Annotated in this window: 11 protein-coding genes and 1 pseudogene; 4 read left to right on the plus strand and 8 right to left on the minus strand. The window is 73.1% G+C overall.

Going from position 1 to position 14,259, the window contains the following annotated elements; genetic code table 11:
- Positions 1–32: 32 nt before the first annotated feature.
- The gene (locus CRP51_RS02645; protein ID WP_097229264.1) at positions 33–407 is read right to left on the minus strand and encodes a MerR family transcriptional regulator; all 375 of its coding nucleotides are present in this window, start codon (positions 405–407) and stop codon (positions 33–35) included.
- A gap of 65 nt (positions 408–472) precedes the next feature.
- Here CRP51_RS02645 and CRP51_RS02650 point away from each other — a divergent pair, with 65 nt between their 5' ends.
- Together CRP51_RS02650 and CRP51_RS02655 are read left to right on the plus strand one after the other, a co-directional pair.
- The gene (locus CRP51_RS02650; protein WP_097229265.1) at positions 473–1,162 is read left to right on the plus strand and encodes an alpha/beta fold hydrolase; all 690 of its coding nucleotides are present in this window, start codon (positions 473–475) and stop codon (positions 1,160–1,162) included.
- On the plus strand, positions 1,159–1,974 hold the full coding sequence (locus tag CRP51_RS02655) for a TIGR03619 family F420-dependent LLM class oxidoreductase (protein ID WP_097229266.1): 816 nt from the start codon (positions 1,159–1,161) through the stop codon (positions 1,972–1,974). The genes CRP51_RS02650 and CRP51_RS02655 overlap by 4 nt, the downstream gene beginning before the upstream one ends.
- Before the next feature lie 159 nt (positions 1,975–2,133).
- Here the strand turns inward: CRP51_RS02655 and CRP51_RS02660 are convergent, their stop codons facing one another.
- On the minus strand, positions 2,134–2,787 hold the full coding sequence (locus CRP51_RS02660; RefSeq protein ID WP_097229267.1) for an NADPH-dependent F420 reductase: 654 nt from the start codon (positions 2,785–2,787) through the stop codon (positions 2,134–2,136).
- Positions 2,788–2,885: 98 nt separating this feature from the next.
- Here CRP51_RS02660 and CRP51_RS02665 point away from each other — a divergent pair, with 98 nt between their 5' ends.
- Positions 2,886–3,272 (plus strand): winged helix-turn-helix transcriptional regulator, encoded by a 387-nt coding sequence (locus tag CRP51_RS02665; protein ID WP_170970417.1) that lies wholly within the window; start codon positions 2,886–2,888, stop codon positions 3,270–3,272.
- A 70-nt stretch (positions 3,273–3,342) separates the two neighbouring features.
- On the opposite strand, the gene glgP is transcribed toward CRP51_RS02665, so the two are convergent.
- The 6 genes from glgP to CRP51_RS02695 all read right to left on the minus strand — a co-directional run bounded on the left by glgP (position 3,343) and on the right by CRP51_RS02695 (position 12,041).
- Positions 3,343–5,919, minus strand: coding sequence for an alpha-glucan family phosphorylase (gene glgP / locus CRP51_RS02670; protein WP_097229269.1), 2,577 nt, complete (start codon positions 5,917–5,919; stop codon positions 3,343–3,345).
- Between the two features lie 242 nt (positions 5,920–6,161).
- Entirely contained in the window at positions 6,162–7,241 is a 1,080-nt protein-coding gene (locus CRP51_RS02675; RefSeq protein ID WP_097229270.1) for an ABC transporter ATP-binding protein, read from the minus strand.
- Complete coding sequence (locus CRP51_RS02680) at positions 7,238–8,311, minus strand: ABC transporter ATP-binding protein (RefSeq protein ID WP_097229271.1); 1,074 nt, start codon at positions 8,309–8,311, stop codon at positions 7,238–7,240. Before CRP51_RS02680 ends, CRP51_RS02675 begins: the two co-directional genes overlap by 4 nt.
- A gap of 4 nt (positions 8,312–8,315) precedes the next feature.
- Positions 8,316–9,269, minus strand: a complete 954-nt coding sequence (locus CRP51_RS02685; RefSeq protein WP_097229272.1) for an ABC transporter permease — start codon at positions 9,267–9,269, stop codon at positions 8,316–8,318.
- Positions 9,269–10,273 carry an ABC transporter permease gene (locus CRP51_RS02690; RefSeq protein WP_097229273.1) on the minus strand — a complete coding sequence of 335 codons (1,005 nt, stop codon included), beginning with the start codon at positions 10,271–10,273 and terminating at the stop codon, positions 9,269–9,271. The genes CRP51_RS02685 and CRP51_RS02690 overlap by 1 nt, the downstream gene beginning before the upstream one ends.
- Before the next feature lie 97 nt (positions 10,274–10,370).
- Complete coding sequence (locus CRP51_RS02695; protein WP_097229274.1) at positions 10,371–12,041, minus strand: ABC transporter substrate-binding protein; 1,671 nt, start codon at positions 12,039–12,041, stop codon at positions 10,371–10,373.
- Between the two features lie 324 nt (positions 12,042–12,365).
- On the opposite strand from CRP51_RS02695, the pseudogene CRP51_RS02700 reads away from it, so the two are divergent.
- Positions 12,366–14,195 (plus strand): annotated as a pseudogene (locus CRP51_RS02700) (rhamnogalacturonan lyase); the annotation flags it as partial.
- Between the last annotated feature and the right edge of the window lie 64 nt (positions 14,196–14,259).

A 14,259-nucleotide genomic window follows, 5' to 3' on the forward strand; every position in this document is an offset into this window, starting at 1 on the left:
CGGGTGCCCGCGTCGAGGCCGGCCGGCGCCCCTCAGTCAGCCCGCGCCTGCCCCTGCCGCGCCTCGGTCGCGTCACGGAACGCGGCCAGCGCGGCCCGGCGGCGACGCAGGTCCTCGATGTCCGCGTCCATCCGCTCCAGATACGCGGTCATCGTCCGCAGCACCTCCGGGCAGGGCTCGATCCCCGGCCCGGCGTCGGTGGCGCACGGCAGCATCCCGCGGATGGCGTCGGTGGTCAGCCCGGCAGCCAACATGCCGCGGATGCGGGCGACGACGTACGGGGCGTCGGGCGCGTACACGCGGTATCCGCTGCTGTCGCGGCCGGGGCACAGCAGGCCCTGCTCCTCGTAGTACCGCAGCAGCCGGGCCACCACTCCGGTCCGCCGTGACAGCTCGCCTATCAGCACCGGCCTCTCCTCACCACGCCTGGCACTTGACCTTCACACCGATGTGATGGGTCAACGTACGGGACATGCGCGATTCATTCCCCGCCCTCGTCACCACGGTCGCCGGAACCGGCCCGGGGCTGCTGCTCGCCCACGGGGCGACCGGCAGCGTCGAGGACAACTTCGCCCCGGTCCTGGCCGCCCTCGCCGCCGAACACACCGTCGTCGCCCCGGACTACCCCGGCTCGGGCGGCACCCCGGTCGCCGCCGCCCCACTGGACCTCGACGAGCTCACGGACGCGGTCGTCGACTCCGCCGTGCGGAGCGGCGTCGACCGGTTCGCGGTGCTCGGCTTCTCGCTCGGCACGCTGGTGGCGGTGCGCGCCGCCGTACGCCATCCCGAGCGGGTGACCGCGCTCGTGCTGACCGCCGGATTCGCGCGGCCCGACGACCATGTGCTCGGCCTCCTCCCCGGCTGGCGGGCCGAGGTGCCGCCCGCACTCCACCCGCACATCGACCTGATCCCCTCCCTGGACACCACCGGTGACCTGACCGGGGTCGCCGTCCCGACGCTGGTCGTCGCGACGACCGCCGACAGCGTGGTCCCGCCCGCCGGATCCCGCGCCCTGGCGGCCGGGATCCGAGACGCGCGGTACACGGAGATCGCCAGCGACCACGTGGTCATGGTGGAGCGGCCGGAGGAGTGGCTGAGGCCCGTCCTCGGCTTTCTCCGCTCCCTCCCGCTCTCGGAGGGGAAGGACGGTGAGGTGGAGTGAGACTGCAGGTCGTCCTCCCGAACGAGACCGCCGGGGCCGATCCGCGCCGACTCGCCGACCTGGCGCGGCGGGCCGAGGCCCTCGGCTACGACACGGCATGGCTCCCCGACCACATCCTGCCGCCCGGCGAGTACGGCCCGGTGTACGGAGGGGTCCTCGAACCGCTGGTGACCATGGGCTGGCTGGCGGCCGCGACCACCCGGATCCGGTTCGGCACCTCCGTGCTCGTCCTGCCCCTCCGCAGTCCCTTCGTGGTGGCCAAACAGGTCGCGACCCTCCACGCGCTGTCCGGCGGACGGATCACCCTGGGCGTGGGGATCGGCTGGGACGCACGCGAGTTCACCGCCGTCGGCGCCGACTTCCGGAGCCGGGCGGCCCGCGCGGACGAGGCCGTCGCCCTGCTCCGGCACCTGTTCCGGTCCGGCCGGGGGCCCTTCGAGGGGCGCTGGTACGGCTTCGAGACGGGTGTCTTCGAGCCCCGCCCCGACGGCCCGGTCCCGGTGATGACCGGCGGTGTCAGCGACGGCGCCCTGCGCCGGGCGGCCCGGTACGCCGACGTCTGGCAGGGCGTGGGCCTGGACCCGGCGGCGTTCGCCGAACGGCTGGCGTACCTGCGGGCGCGAACGAACGGCCGCGCGGTGTCCCCCGGCACCCGGATCGACTGGCACGGCCCGGACAGCACCGTCGGCGAGGCCGCCCGCACCGCCGAAGCCTTTCGGACCGCCGGAGCCGAGCACCTGGCGGTGCACTTCGGCGACCCGGACGGCTACGCCCGGCGGATGGCCGCCTTCGCCCGGCACGCCTCTGACTGACCACCTCCGCCGCCAGCGACCGACCACGGTGTCCGGGTCTCCCGGTTGCTGACGCGACCGACGCGACGCGTGCGCGTCGAGCGCGGGTTCCCCGCGTCTCCGCGGGGAACCCGCGCTCGTCGCACCGCGGCCCCCGCGGGGGCCGCGTCCCCGGCGGGCTCAGCCCTCGGCGGCCGGGGGGTGGGCGCCGGGCACCGCGGAGGCGGGGTCGAAGCCGGCGAAGGCCAGGCCGATGACGAATCCGGCCGCCTCCTCCAACTGGCGGGCCCGGTCCAGCGCGCCGAGCACCGCCGGCGTCCCGCCGACGTCACGCGCCAGCGCGCCGACGACGCCCAGCGCCTCCGGGTCGTCGCCGCACATCGCCACCGTCACGCCCGGCCGGCCGTCCTCCGGCGGGCTCGTCCACCGGTCGGCGGGAAGGAGATGGAACGCCTTGACCACGTGGGCGCCCGTGGCCAGCGCGGCGATCCGGCCCGCCATGGACGCGCCGGGCTCGGTGAGCAGCACGCCGACGCCGTGCGCGACCGCGTTCGTGGGATCGATCAGCGGGGTCCCCGCGAGCGCGCCCTCGGTGGCCCCCGCCCGTTCCAGCGCCTCCTCGACCCCGTCCCAGGCCACGGCGAGAAGCACCGCGTCGCGCCCGGTGACCGCCTCGCGCGGCGTGACGGCGCGCGTTCCCCGGCCCAGCCGCGCGGCGAGGGCCTCCGCCCTGTCCCGCGACCGTCCGCCGACGGCCACCTCGTGGCCCGCGCCCGCCCAGCCCTCCCCGAGGGCGGCGGCCAGTGTTCCCGTTCCCAGAATGCCGATCCGCATCGTGGTTTCCTCTCCGGTGTCAGTCGCTCGGAGCCCACGCTAGAAAGGGCGTTACGCACCGGACGGTGCGTGACGGACGCGGGATGATGGACGACGAGATGACCGACCACCGAGACCCTCCCGACGAGTGGGTCGCCGACTGCCGGCTGCGCGCGGCCACCGATCTCCTCGCGCACGCCTGGGACCCCGTCGTCCTGGCGGCGCTGCGCGCGGGGCCGCGCCGGCGTCGCGAGGTGCGCGCCGCGATCGGTGGGATCAGCGACAAGGTCCTGACCGACACGCTGCGCCGGCTGCTCTCCCACGGACTGGTCGACCGCCGCGCCCACGCCGAGGCGCCCCCTCGGGTCGAGTACGCCCTGACGGGCCTGGGCGAGAGCCTGGTCGAGGGGCCGCTGGCCGCGCTGGGGCACTGGGCGGTCGAGCACGGGGACGCGCTGCTCCAGGCGCAGGAGGACGCGGCGCCGCGCCCCTCGGAGCCGGCGTGAGCCCGCTCCACGCGTCCTCGCCCACGCGCCGGGGCCGGCGCGCGGGCGAGGACGGGGGAAGGGCGGGCCGTCAGTGGGGCAGGGCGGCGTCCCCGGCCTCGGCGACGAGGCCGAGCTCGGCGCGGGAGGCCAGCAGGGGGTGGGCCGGCAGGACCCGGACCGTGTAGCCGTAGGGGCCGGGGCGGTTGAGGGTCAGCTCGCCCTCGAAGGTCCAGCGGCCCGCGAGGTCGGGGCCACCGGTCGCCTTCAACGGGACGTAGCCGGGCTCGGCGAGCGTGTCGTCGGCGTCGACGCGGCCGGTCACCGCCTGCACCTCGACCGCCGAGGGCTCAAGGCCGCCGAGCGCGACCCGCACCCGCAGCGAGACCGTGCCGCCGAGCGTCGGCGGCTCGTTGCCCGGCTCCACGTGCTCGACGGCGACACCGGGCCACTCGCGGGTGACGCGCTCGGCGAAGGCCGCGAGCTCGCCCGCCGCCTCCGCGGTCATCGCCCGGTGGCCGGCGGCGGCCGGGGCGTAGTAGGTGGTGATGTACTCGCGCAGCATCCGTTCCGCCAGCACCCGGGGGCCCAGCCGGTCGAGCGTCGCGCGGACCATCTCCAGCCAGCGCCCCGGCAGCCCGCTTCCGTTGACGCCACGGTCGTAGAAGCAGGGCGCGACCTGCTGCTCCAGCAGGCCGTACAGGGCGGCGGCCTCGATGGCGTCCCTGCGCTCCGGCTCGGCGGCGGCGACGCCGTCGGCGGTGGGGATCTCCCAGCCGAAGTCCGGGTCGAACCACTCGTCCCACCAGCCGTCGCGGACCGAGAGGTTGAGGCAGCCGTTGAGCGCGGCCTTCATCCCCGAGGTGCCGCACGCCTCCAGGGGACGCAGCGGGTTGTTGAGCCAGACGTCGCAGCCGGCGTAGAGCGAACGCGCCATGCCCATGCCGTAGTCGGGCAGGAAGACGATCCGGTGGCGGACCTCCGGGTCGTCGGCGAAGCGGACCAGCTCCTGGATGAGGCGCTTGCCGCCGTCGTCCGCCGGGTGGGCCTTGCCTGCCACCACGATCTGCACCGGCCGGGTCGGGTGCAGCAGCAGCGCCCGCAGCCGGTCCTGGTCCTGAAGCATCAGCGTCAGCCGCTTGTAGGAGGGGACGCGGCGGGCGAAGCCGAGGGTGAGCACGTCCGGGTCGAAGACCTCGTCGACCCAGCCCAGCTCGGCCTGGCCGGCGCCGCGCTGGCGCCAGGAGGCGCGCAGCCGCACCCGCACGTCGTGCACCAACTGCTCGCGCAGCGAGCGCCGCAGCTCCCACAGCTCGGTGTCGGAACGGCCGCCCTCGGCGGTCCTGCGGGTGGCGTCGGCGATCCAGGTCGGGGCGTGCACCCCGTTGGTGACCGAGCCGATCGGCGCCTCCGCCGCGTCGAACCCGGGCCAGAGCCCGGCGAACATCCCCCGGCTGACATGCCCGTGCAGCGTGGAGACGCCGTTGCAGCGCTGCGCGGTGCGCAGGCCGAGCACCGCCATGTTGAACGGGGCCGGCTCACCCTCCCGCACCGGCTGCCCGCCGGGGGCCGCCGCGCCCAGCGGCTCGCGGCCCAGGCCGAGCAGCGCCTGGAGGTCGAGCGTGGCCAGCTCCCCGCCGTCGCCGAAGTGCCGGGCGACCAGCTCCTCGGCGAACCGGTCGATGCCGGCCGGCACCGGCGTGTGCGTGGTGAAGATCGTGCCGGCCCGCACCGCGCGGAGCGCGGCGTCGAAGCCGACGCCCAGCTCGCCGAGCTCCCTGATCCGCTCGGGGCCGAGGAAGCCGGCGTGGCCCTCGTTCATGTGGAACACCTCGGGCTCCGGGTGCCCCGTCAGCCGGCAGTAGGCGCGCACCGCGCGCATCCCGCCGATGCCGAGCAGCATCTCCTGGAGCAGCCGGTGCTCGCTGCCACCGCCGTAGAGACGGTCGGTGACGTCGCGTTCCGCGGGGCCGTTCTCCGCGACGGACGAGTCGAGCAGCAGCAGCGGCACCCGGCCGACCTGGACCTGCCAGATCTGCGCGGTCAGCGTCCGCCCCCCGGGCAGCGCCAGGGTCACCCGGGCGCGGCTGCCGTCGGCCTCGAGCAGCGGGGTCAGCGGCAGCTCGTGCGGGTCGATGACCGGGTACTGCTCCTGCTGCCAGCCGTCGGGCGACAGGCTCTGGCGGAAGTAGCCGTGCCGGTAGAGCAGGCCGACGCCGATGAGGGGCGCGCCCAGGTCGCTGGCGGCCTTGAGGTGGTCGCCGGCGAGGATGCCCAGGCCGCCCGAGTACTGCGGGAGCGCGGCGGTGATGCCGAACTCCGGGGAGAAGTAGGCGATGGCGCGCGGCAGTTCGCCGCCGGCGCGGGCGTCGGTCTGCTGGTACCAGCGGGGTTCGGTGAGGTAGTCGCGCAGGTCCTCGGCGGCCATGCCGAGGCGGCGCCGGAAGCCGCGGTCGGCGGCGAGCGCCTCCAGCCGGCCTGCCGTGACGGTGCCCAGCAGTCGCACCGGGTCCTCACCGCCGGAGTGCCAGCCGTCGGGGTCGACGGAACGCAGCAGCTCCCGGGTCTCGGGGTGCCAGGACCAGCGCAGGTTGCGGGCCAGTTCCTGGAGGGGTCGGAGGGGTTCGGGAAGGACGGGGCGTACGGAGAAGCGACGGATGGCCTTCACCCCTCGACCGTAGCGGGGGCCCGGGGACGGTTGCGGCGGATTCCGACGGATTCAGCACGAACGCCGCCGACAACCACCCCCGGGGACCAGCGGGACGCTGGGCGCTGGCCGCTGGGCTAGCGGTGGGCGACCACAGCGCGGTGCGGGCGGGCACGTCGTCGACCGCGGACCGGTGGAGGGTCGCTCGCGCCGTTCCCCGCGCCCCTGACACAGCCGCGGGGCGCGGGGAACGGCGGCGGGGGCTATTCCCCGGTGTCGGCCTTCTCCGACACGGCCACCGACTCGCCCTCCGGGATGATCCGTTCCGCCAGCTCCCTGACCGGCTGGATCGTGCCGTCGGCGATCTCCGCCGCGTAGTGGCAGGCCACGCGGTGGCCGTCGGCCAGTTCGGTGAGCACGGGCCGCTCCGTGTCGCACCGCTCCGCCTGCCGCCAGGGGCAGCGGGTGTGGAAGCGGCAGCCGGTCGGCGGGTTCGCCGGGGACGGCAGGTCGCCGCGGAGCAGGATGCGTTCCCGGTTGTCCTCCACCTCCGGGTCGGGCACCGGGACAGCGGACATCAGCGCCCGGGTGTACGGGTGCCGGGGCTCGGCGTAGAGCAGGTCGCTGGGCGCCTCCTCGACGAGCGCGCCCAGGTACATCACGCCGATCACGTCGGAGATGTGCCGCACCACCGCCAGGTCGTGGGCGATCACCAGGTAGGTGAGGCCCATCGACTCCTGGAGCTCCTCCAGCAGGTTGATGACCTGCGCCTGGATGGAGACGTCCAGGGCGGAGACCGGCTCGTCGCAGATGATCAGGTCCGGCTCCAGGACCAGGGCCCTGGCGATGCCGATGCGCTGCCGCTGCCCGCCCGAGAACTCGTGCGGGTAGCGGGAGAGCGCGTCGGCCGGCAGCCCGACCCGCTCCAGGACCTCGACGATCTTGGCGCGGCGCTCCGTGCGGTTCGCGCCGATGCCGTGGGCGGCCATGCCCTCGGCGAGGATCGACTCGATGTTCTGCCGCGGGTTGAGGCTGCCCAGCGGGTCCTGGAAGACCATCTGGAGACGGCGCCTGCTGCGGCGCATCTCCTCGTCGGGGAGCGCCGCCAGGTCGGTGCCGTCGAAGACGACCTCTCCCGAGGTGATCTCGTTGAGCCGTAGCACGGCCCGGCCCAGGGTGGTCTTGCCGCAGCCCGACTCGCCGACCAGGCCGTAGGTCTGGCCCGCCTCGATGGTCAGCGAGACGCCGTCCACGGCGTAGACGTGACCGACCGTGCGGTCGAAGAACACCCCGCGCTTGACCGGGAAGTGGACCTTGACCTCGTTCAGTTCCAGCAGGCTCATTCGGAGGTCTCCTCCTTCTGGGTGACCGGCTCGGCCGGGGAGTCGTCGCCGGCGCCGACGTCGGCGAGGGTGACGGTCTCCAGCCGTTCGCGCACCGGGTTCACGCAGCGGACCTGGTGGCCCGCCGGCGCCCCGGCGCCGGCCAGCGGGCCGAGCTCCGGGGCCCCCTCCAGGCACTCCAGGGTGTAGTGGTCGCAGCGCGGGGCGAACGCGCAGCCGTCCGCCCAGGCGATCTGGTCGTTGATGGAGCCGCGCACGGGGTTGAGCGGCTGGCCGCGCGGGGCGTCCAGCCGGGGGATGGAGTTGAGCAGCCCGTGCGCGTAGGGGTGGGCCGGCTCGGCGAAGAGGTTCCGCCGGTCGGCGGACTCCACGACCTTGCCGGCGTAGAGCACGTTGACGTCGTCGCAGAGCCCGGCGACCACCCCCAGGTCGTGGGTGATCATCAGCAGGGCGGTGCCCTCCTGGTCGACCAGCTCCTTGAGGAGCTCCAGGATCTGCGCCTGGATGGTGACGTCGAGCGCGGTCGTCGGCTCGTCGGCGATCAGCAGGCGGGGCGCGCAGGCCACCGCCATGGCGATCAACGCGCGTTGCCGCATACCGCCGGAGAGCTGGTGCGGGTACTCCTTGAGCCGCCGCGTCGGGTCGGGGATGCCGACCCGCTCCAGCAGCGCGGCGGCCTCGTCGCGGGCGGCCTGGCCGCGCATCCCCCGGTGCCGGCTCAGGATCTCGGTGACCTGGACGCCGATGGGGACCACCGGGTTCAGCGAGGAGAGCGGGTCCTGGAAGATCATCGCCAGCTGGGTGCCGCGCAGGTCGCGCATCGCCGAGGGGCGCAGCGACAGCAGGTCGGTGCCCCGGTAGTCGGCCCGGCCCTCGACGCGCACCCCCTTCTTCGGCAGCAGGCCCATCAGGGCGAGCGAGGTGACGCTCTTGCCACAGCCCGACTCGCCGACCAGGCCGACGACCTGGCCCTCGTCCACGTCGAAGGAGACCCCGGAGACGGCGGTGCTCGCGCGGCGGCCTTGCCCTTGGAAGGTGACCTTCAGTTCGTCCACGGAAAGCAGGGGCATGGGATCAGCTCCGCAGTTTCGGGTCGAGCGCTTCCCGCATGGACTCGCCCAGCAGGGTGAAGCCAAGGGCGGTGACGATGATGCCGAGTGCGGGGCAGATGGCCATGAACGGCGCCTCGTCGAAGAACCGTTCGGCCTGCGCCAGCATCACGCCCCACTCGGGTTGCGCGGCGTCGGGGTTGCCGAGGCCCAGGTAGGACAGGGCGGCGGCCTCGATGATGGCCGTGGCCAGGGCCAGCGTGGACTGGACGATGACCGGGCCGAGGGAGTTGGGCAGCACGTGCCCCATCACCACGCGCCGGCGGCGCACGCCCAGCGCGCGGGCGGCGAGCACGTAGTCCGCGTTCGCCTGGGAGAGCATCGAACCGCGCAGCAGCCGGGCGAAGATGGGCACCTGCACCACGCCCACGGCGATCATCACCGTGGTGAGGCTCTGTCCCATGACCGCCGCGATGCTCACCGCGAGCAGCAGCGAGGGCATCGCCAGCATCATGTCGATGAAGCGCATCAGCACGGTGTCCAGGCGCTGCCCGGCGCGACCGCCGAAGGCGAGGGCGGCGCCGGAGACGCCGCCGATCAGCGCGCCGACGACGAAGCCGAGGACGGTGGAGATCACACCGACCAGCAGCGTCTGCCGGGCGCCGACCAGCATCCGGGAGAGCTGGTCGCGGCCGAGGTGGTCCAGGCCGAGCCAGTTCTCGCCGCGGGGGCCCACGAACTCGCCCCGGTTGGTGAAGACCTCGTCCCGCCAGAGCTGGGAGGTCGGGTTGTGCGGCGCGATCCACGGCCCGATCAGCGCGATGACCACGAACAGCGCCATGATGGCGACGCCGATCAGGGCCATCTTGCTGGACCGCAGCCGGCGGAACGCCTCCACCCACAGGCTGCCGCCGGTGGTGGTCTCCCGCTGGGCGGTGAGTGCGGCGAGCCGGTCGATCTTGTCGGTCTTGGTGGACATCAGTTCACCCGCACTCTCGGGTCGATCAGCCCGTATGTCAGATCCACCACCAGGTTGATCAGCATGTAGAGCAGGGCGATGAAGAGGATGAAGCCCATCAGCACGGGGTAGTCACGGTCGGAGATCGCCTGGCGGATGAAGCTGCCGATGCCGCCGAAGGAGAACGCCGACTCCGTCAGCACCGCCCCGGAGAGCAGGCTGCCGGTGAGCAGACCGACGGTGGTGACCACCGGCAGCAGCGCGTTGCGCAGCACGTGCCGGCCGCGCACCACGCTCTTGCGCAGGCCCTTGGACTCGGCGGTGCGGACGTAGTCCTCGCTGAGCACCTCCAGCACGCTGGCGCGGGTGATCCGGACGACGACGGCGAGCGGGATCGAGGCGAGCGCGAGGCCGGGGAGGATCAGGTGTTGGATCGCGTCCCACGAGGCGTCGAACTCGCCGGTGAGGACCCCGTCGAGGACGGCGAACCCGGTCACGTCCGTGGCGTCGATCCCCGTGGTCAGCCGGCCGCCGCTGGGCAGCCAACCGAGGTTCACGGCGAAGATCGAACGCAGGATCATCGCGAGGAAGAAGACGGGGACACAGATCCCCAGCAGCGATCCGGAGACCGCGGTGACGTCCAGCCAGCTGCCGCGGCGACGGGCCGCGAAGTAGCCGAGCGGGATGCCGATGATGACGGCGAACAGCAGGGCGGTGACCCCGAGTTCGAAGGTGGCGGGGAACCGCAGGGTGAACTCGTCCCAGACCGGCTGGCCGGTCTTGACGGAGTTCCCCAGGTCGAGCTCGAAGAGGCGACGCAACCAGCGGCCGTACTGCACGAGCAGCGGCTCGTTGAGACCGAGTTGTTCCTCGATCTGGCGGCGTGCCGCCTCGTTGCCGCGTTCGCCGAGCAACGCCCACGCGGGGCCGCCGGGTAGTCGGTGGATCCAGATGAACAGAAGGACCGTCAGGCCGAACAGCGTGGGTATCAGCTGCAACAGCCTGCGGACGACGAGACGGAGCACCTAGGGGCTCCCCTTTCTCTCTTCGCTACCGGGGAAGACCGCCGCCCGGCCACGGGTCCCGTGGCCGGGCGGCAGACCAACCCCTTGCCCGCTGGGGCTACTTGAAGGAAACCTCTGCGAAGTTCTCCTGGGTCAGCGGGGAGACCGTCGGCAGGTTGACGTCGGGCGAGAAGGCGATGGACGGGGGCGAGCTGGAGATCGGCACGCCGGGCAGGAACTCCATGATCGCCTCGTTGGCCTCCTCGTACATGGCCTCACGGGTCGCCACGTCGGGCTCGGTGCGGACCTCGCTCAGCAGGTCGAAGATCTCGTCGTTCTGGAAGCCCCACTCCTTGGTGTACCCGTCGAACCAGGTGCCCAGGAAGTTGTAGGCGTCGTTGAAGTCACCGGTCCAGCCGAGCAGGTACACGTCGCACCCACCGGACCTGGTGGTCTCCTGGTAGTCGGGGTTCCAGGTGAGCGGCTTGGGCTCGACGGTGATCCCGACGGCCTCCAGGTCGGCGCGGAGCAGCTCGTAGATGTCGGCGGGCGCCGGCATGTACGGGCGGGTGACCTCGGTCGGGTAGCAGAACTCCAGCGTCAGGTTCTCGGCGCCGGCCTCGGCCAGCAGCTCCTGGGCCAGTTCGGGGTCGTACTCGTAGGTCTGCACGTCCTCGGAGTAGCCGGCGACGGTGTCCGGGATGAACTGGGTCGCCGCCACGCCGCCCTCGGGCAGCTGGGTGTCGACGATGTTCTGCCGGTCCAGGGCGTGGGCGAGGGCCTGGCGGACCTGGACGTCCTCCAGCTCCGGCTGCCGCTCCTGGATGATGCCCATGTAGAGGATGTTGAAGACGCCGCGGATCGGGACCTGGAAGCCCTCCTCCTCCAGCGTGCTGACGTCCGCGGGCGCGACCAGGTCGTAGCCGTGGATGTCACCGGCCTGGAGCGCCTGGCGGCGGGCCGACTCCTCAGGGATGGTGCGGAAGACCAGCTCCTCGACGCCCGCGTCGGTCTCGCCCCAGTAGTCGTCGAAACGCTCCAGGGTGACCTCGCCGTTGCCCTTGTTCCACTCCGAGACCTGGAACGGGCCGGTGCCGGCGACCGTGCCGGCCTCCTGGCTGTAGCCGGGGAAGGTGATGTTCTCGCCCTCGCCGCTGGGGTCGTCCTCGGCGTACGCCTCGATGGCCTTGGGCGAGTGGATCGAGAACGCCTGGAGCGAGAAGCCGCCGGGGTAGTTGGCCGACGGCTCCGCGACGGTGATGGTCGCGGTCAGCTCGTCGGGCGCCTCGCAGCCGACGTAGTTGGGCTCGGGGACGTCCTCGCTCTCGTTCTCGGCGAAGCCGCCGAAGACGGCCTGCCAGTAGTAGGAGAGCGTGGTGTTCTGGTAGGTGCCCGCCCAGTTGTACCAGCGGTCGAAGTTCTGGCAGACGACCTCCGCCGTCAGCTCCTCACCGTCGTGGAAGGTCACGCCCTCCTCGAGCTCGAACGTCCACTCCGTGCCCTCCTCGTTGGAGGACCAGTCGTGGGCGAGTCCGCCGACCAGCTCGGTGCCGCCCGGCTCGTGGTCGATCAGGGTCTCGAACGCCTGCCTGGTCACACGGAAGGTCTCTCCGTCGCTGCCCAGGGACGGGTCGATGGCGGCCGGGTCGCCGGCCGCACCGAAGACGAACACCTCCGAGTCGCCACCGGAGTTGTCGTCGTCGCGCTCGCTCGCGCAGCCGCTGGCGACCAGCCCGATCGCCAGGGCCGCCACGAACGTCCTCGCGGCGCGGGGTCTTGCTATGCGCATTGATCCACCTCAGAGGGGTCGGGGCGTGTGCCCTGTCCGGTGGACCGCACATTACTGCGCGGGAATTTGACTGTGAACATCGTCAAGCGCGGCGATACCGAGCTGAGACGTGGCGCGCGGGCCGCGCGCGCGGCGCGTTCCGTCCCCGAGAGGCCCGCGCGGGGCGGCGCGCGGACGGGGTTCGCGCCGCGGGCGCACGCGGCCGGGATGCGCGCGGTCGTCCGCGCCGGCGCGAGATTCCCCGCGGGGCGCGGCAACCTCATGCGCCCCGGCGACCACCGGGAGGAGACAGACCCGTACTCCCCCCACGAACGAGGAGATCCCGTGTCTTCCCCGCAACGCGCACGATCCCCCAGGCGCCGCAGGGCGCTGCTGGCCGCCGCCCTGTGCGGCGTGCTGGCCTCCGGCGGCATGGCCGCGCTGGCCGAGGCGGGCGAGGCGTCCGCCGGCGCCGAACCGGCCGCCACGGCGCCGGCGGACGGCCTGGGGCGCGGCCTGGTCAGCGTCGGCGGCGACCAGGGCAACCTGGTGAGCTGGCGTTCGCTGGCCGCCGACCCCGACGACATCGCCTTCCACCTCTACCGGGACGGCGCCCGGATCACCGACGAGCCGCTGACCGGGCGCACCAGCCACCTCGACGAGGGCGCGCCGACCGACGCCGAGTACTCCCTGACCACCGTGGCCGACGGCGTCGAGACGAGGGCCGCCGACGAGGCGCTGGCCATGCCGACCGCGTCCACCGACATCCCGTTGGACCGGCCCTCGAACGAGCACGTGCCCAACGACGCCTCGGTGGGCGACCTGAACGGGGACGGCGAGTTCGAGATCGTCGTCAAGTGGGACCCGGAGAACGCGAAGGACAACTCGCAGGCCGGCGTGACCGGGAACGTCTACCTGGACGCGTACACCCTCACCGGCGAGCAGCTGTGGCGGATCGACCTGGGCCGCAACATCCGGGCCGGCGCGCACTACACCCAGTTCCAGGTGTACGACTACGACGGGAACGGCACGGCCGAGGTCGCCGTGAAGACCGCCGACGGCACGGTGGACGGCACGGGCGCCGTGATCGGCGACGCGGGCGCCGACCACCGCAACGGCGACGGCTACGTGCTGTCCGGGCCCGAGTTCCTGACCGTCTTCGACGGGCCGAGCGGCGCGGCGGTGGACACCGTCGACTACGCGCCGCCGCGCGGCGACGTCGGCGACTGGGGCGACGACTACGGCAACCGCGTCGACCGGTTCCTCGCCGGCACCGCCTATCTGGACGGCGAGGGCCCCTCGTTGATCATGGCGCGCGGCTACTACACCCGCTCCACGGTCGCGGCCTGGGACTTCGACGGGCAGTCGCTGACCCGGCGCTGGTTCTTCGACAGCGACGTGTCCGGCGACCAGTACGCGGGGCAGGGCTCGCACAGCCTCTCCGTGGGCGACGTGGATCTCGACGGCCGGGACGAGATCGTCTACGGCGCGATGGCGATCGACGACGACGGCTCGCCGATGTGGACGACCGGCACCGGGCACGGCGACGCCCAGCACCTGGGGGACTTCGACCCGGCGCGCGAGGGGCTCGAGTTCTACAAGGTCTCGGAGAACAGCGGTTCGCCGGCCTCGCTGCTGATCGACCCGGCGAACGGGGACGTGCTGTGGGAGACCCCGGGCGGCTCGGACAACGGGCGCGGCGTGGCCGGCGACATCTGGGCGGACAACCCGGGCGCCGAGTTCTGGTCCAGCGCCGACGGTGCGCTGCGCGACCTGTCGGGCGCCGAGATCGGCCGCAAGCCGTCCAGCGCCAACTTCCTGGTGTGGTGGGACGGTGACGCGACCCGCGAGCTGCTGGACGACACCCACATCGACAAGTACGGCCCCGACGGCGACGAGCGGCTGCTGACCGCCGAGGGCGTGGCCTCCAACAACGGCACGAAGGCGACGCCCGCGCTGTCGGCCGACATCCTCGGCGACTGGCGCGAGGAGGTCATCTGGCGCACCTCGGACAACAGCGCGCTGCGCGTCCACTCGACGGACATCCCCAGTGACCTGTCGTTCCCGACGCTGATGGAGGACCGCCAGTACCGCACGGGCGTGGCCTGGCAGAACACGGCCTACAACCAGCCGCCGCACCCCGGCTTCGCGCTGGACGCCGCCGCGTCGACGGCCTCGACCGCATCCGAGGTGTCGACGGCCTCGACCGCCGCCGAGTCCGGTGCGTTGGCGGTCGACT

Source organism: Streptomyces zhaozhouensis, assembly GCF_900230195.1.
Classification (GTDB): domain Bacteria; phylum Actinomycetota; class Actinomycetes; order Streptomycetales; family Streptomycetaceae; genus Streptomyces; species Streptomyces zhaozhouensis.

Coding starts and splice junctions, on each gene's coding strand:
- CRP51_RS02650 (WP_097229265.1), top strand. CDS start 473: ATGCGCGATTCATTCCCCGCCCTCGTCACCACGGTCGCCGGAACCGGC.
- CRP51_RS02660 (WP_097229267.1), bottom strand. CDS start 2,787: ATGCGGATCGGCATTCTGGGAACGGGAACACTGGCCGCCGCCCTCGGG.
- CRP51_RS02665 (WP_170970417.1), top strand. CDS start 2,886: ATGACCGACCACCGAGACCCTCCCGACGAGTGGGTCGCCGACTGCCGG.
- CRP51_RS02675 (WP_097229270.1), bottom strand. CDS start 7,241: ATGAGCCTGCTGGAACTGAACGAGGTCAAGGTCCACTTCCCGGTCAAG.
- CRP51_RS02680 (WP_097229271.1), bottom strand. CDS start 8,311: ATGCCCCTGCTTTCCGTGGACGAACTGAAGGTCACCTTCCAAGGGCAA.
- CRP51_RS02685 (WP_097229272.1), bottom strand. CDS start 9,269: ATGTCCACCAAGACCGACAAGATCGACCGGCTCGCCGCACTCACCGCC.
- CRP51_RS02695 (WP_097229274.1), bottom strand. CDS start 12,041: ATGCGCATAGCAAGACCCCGCGCCGCGAGGACGTTCGTGGCGGCCCTG.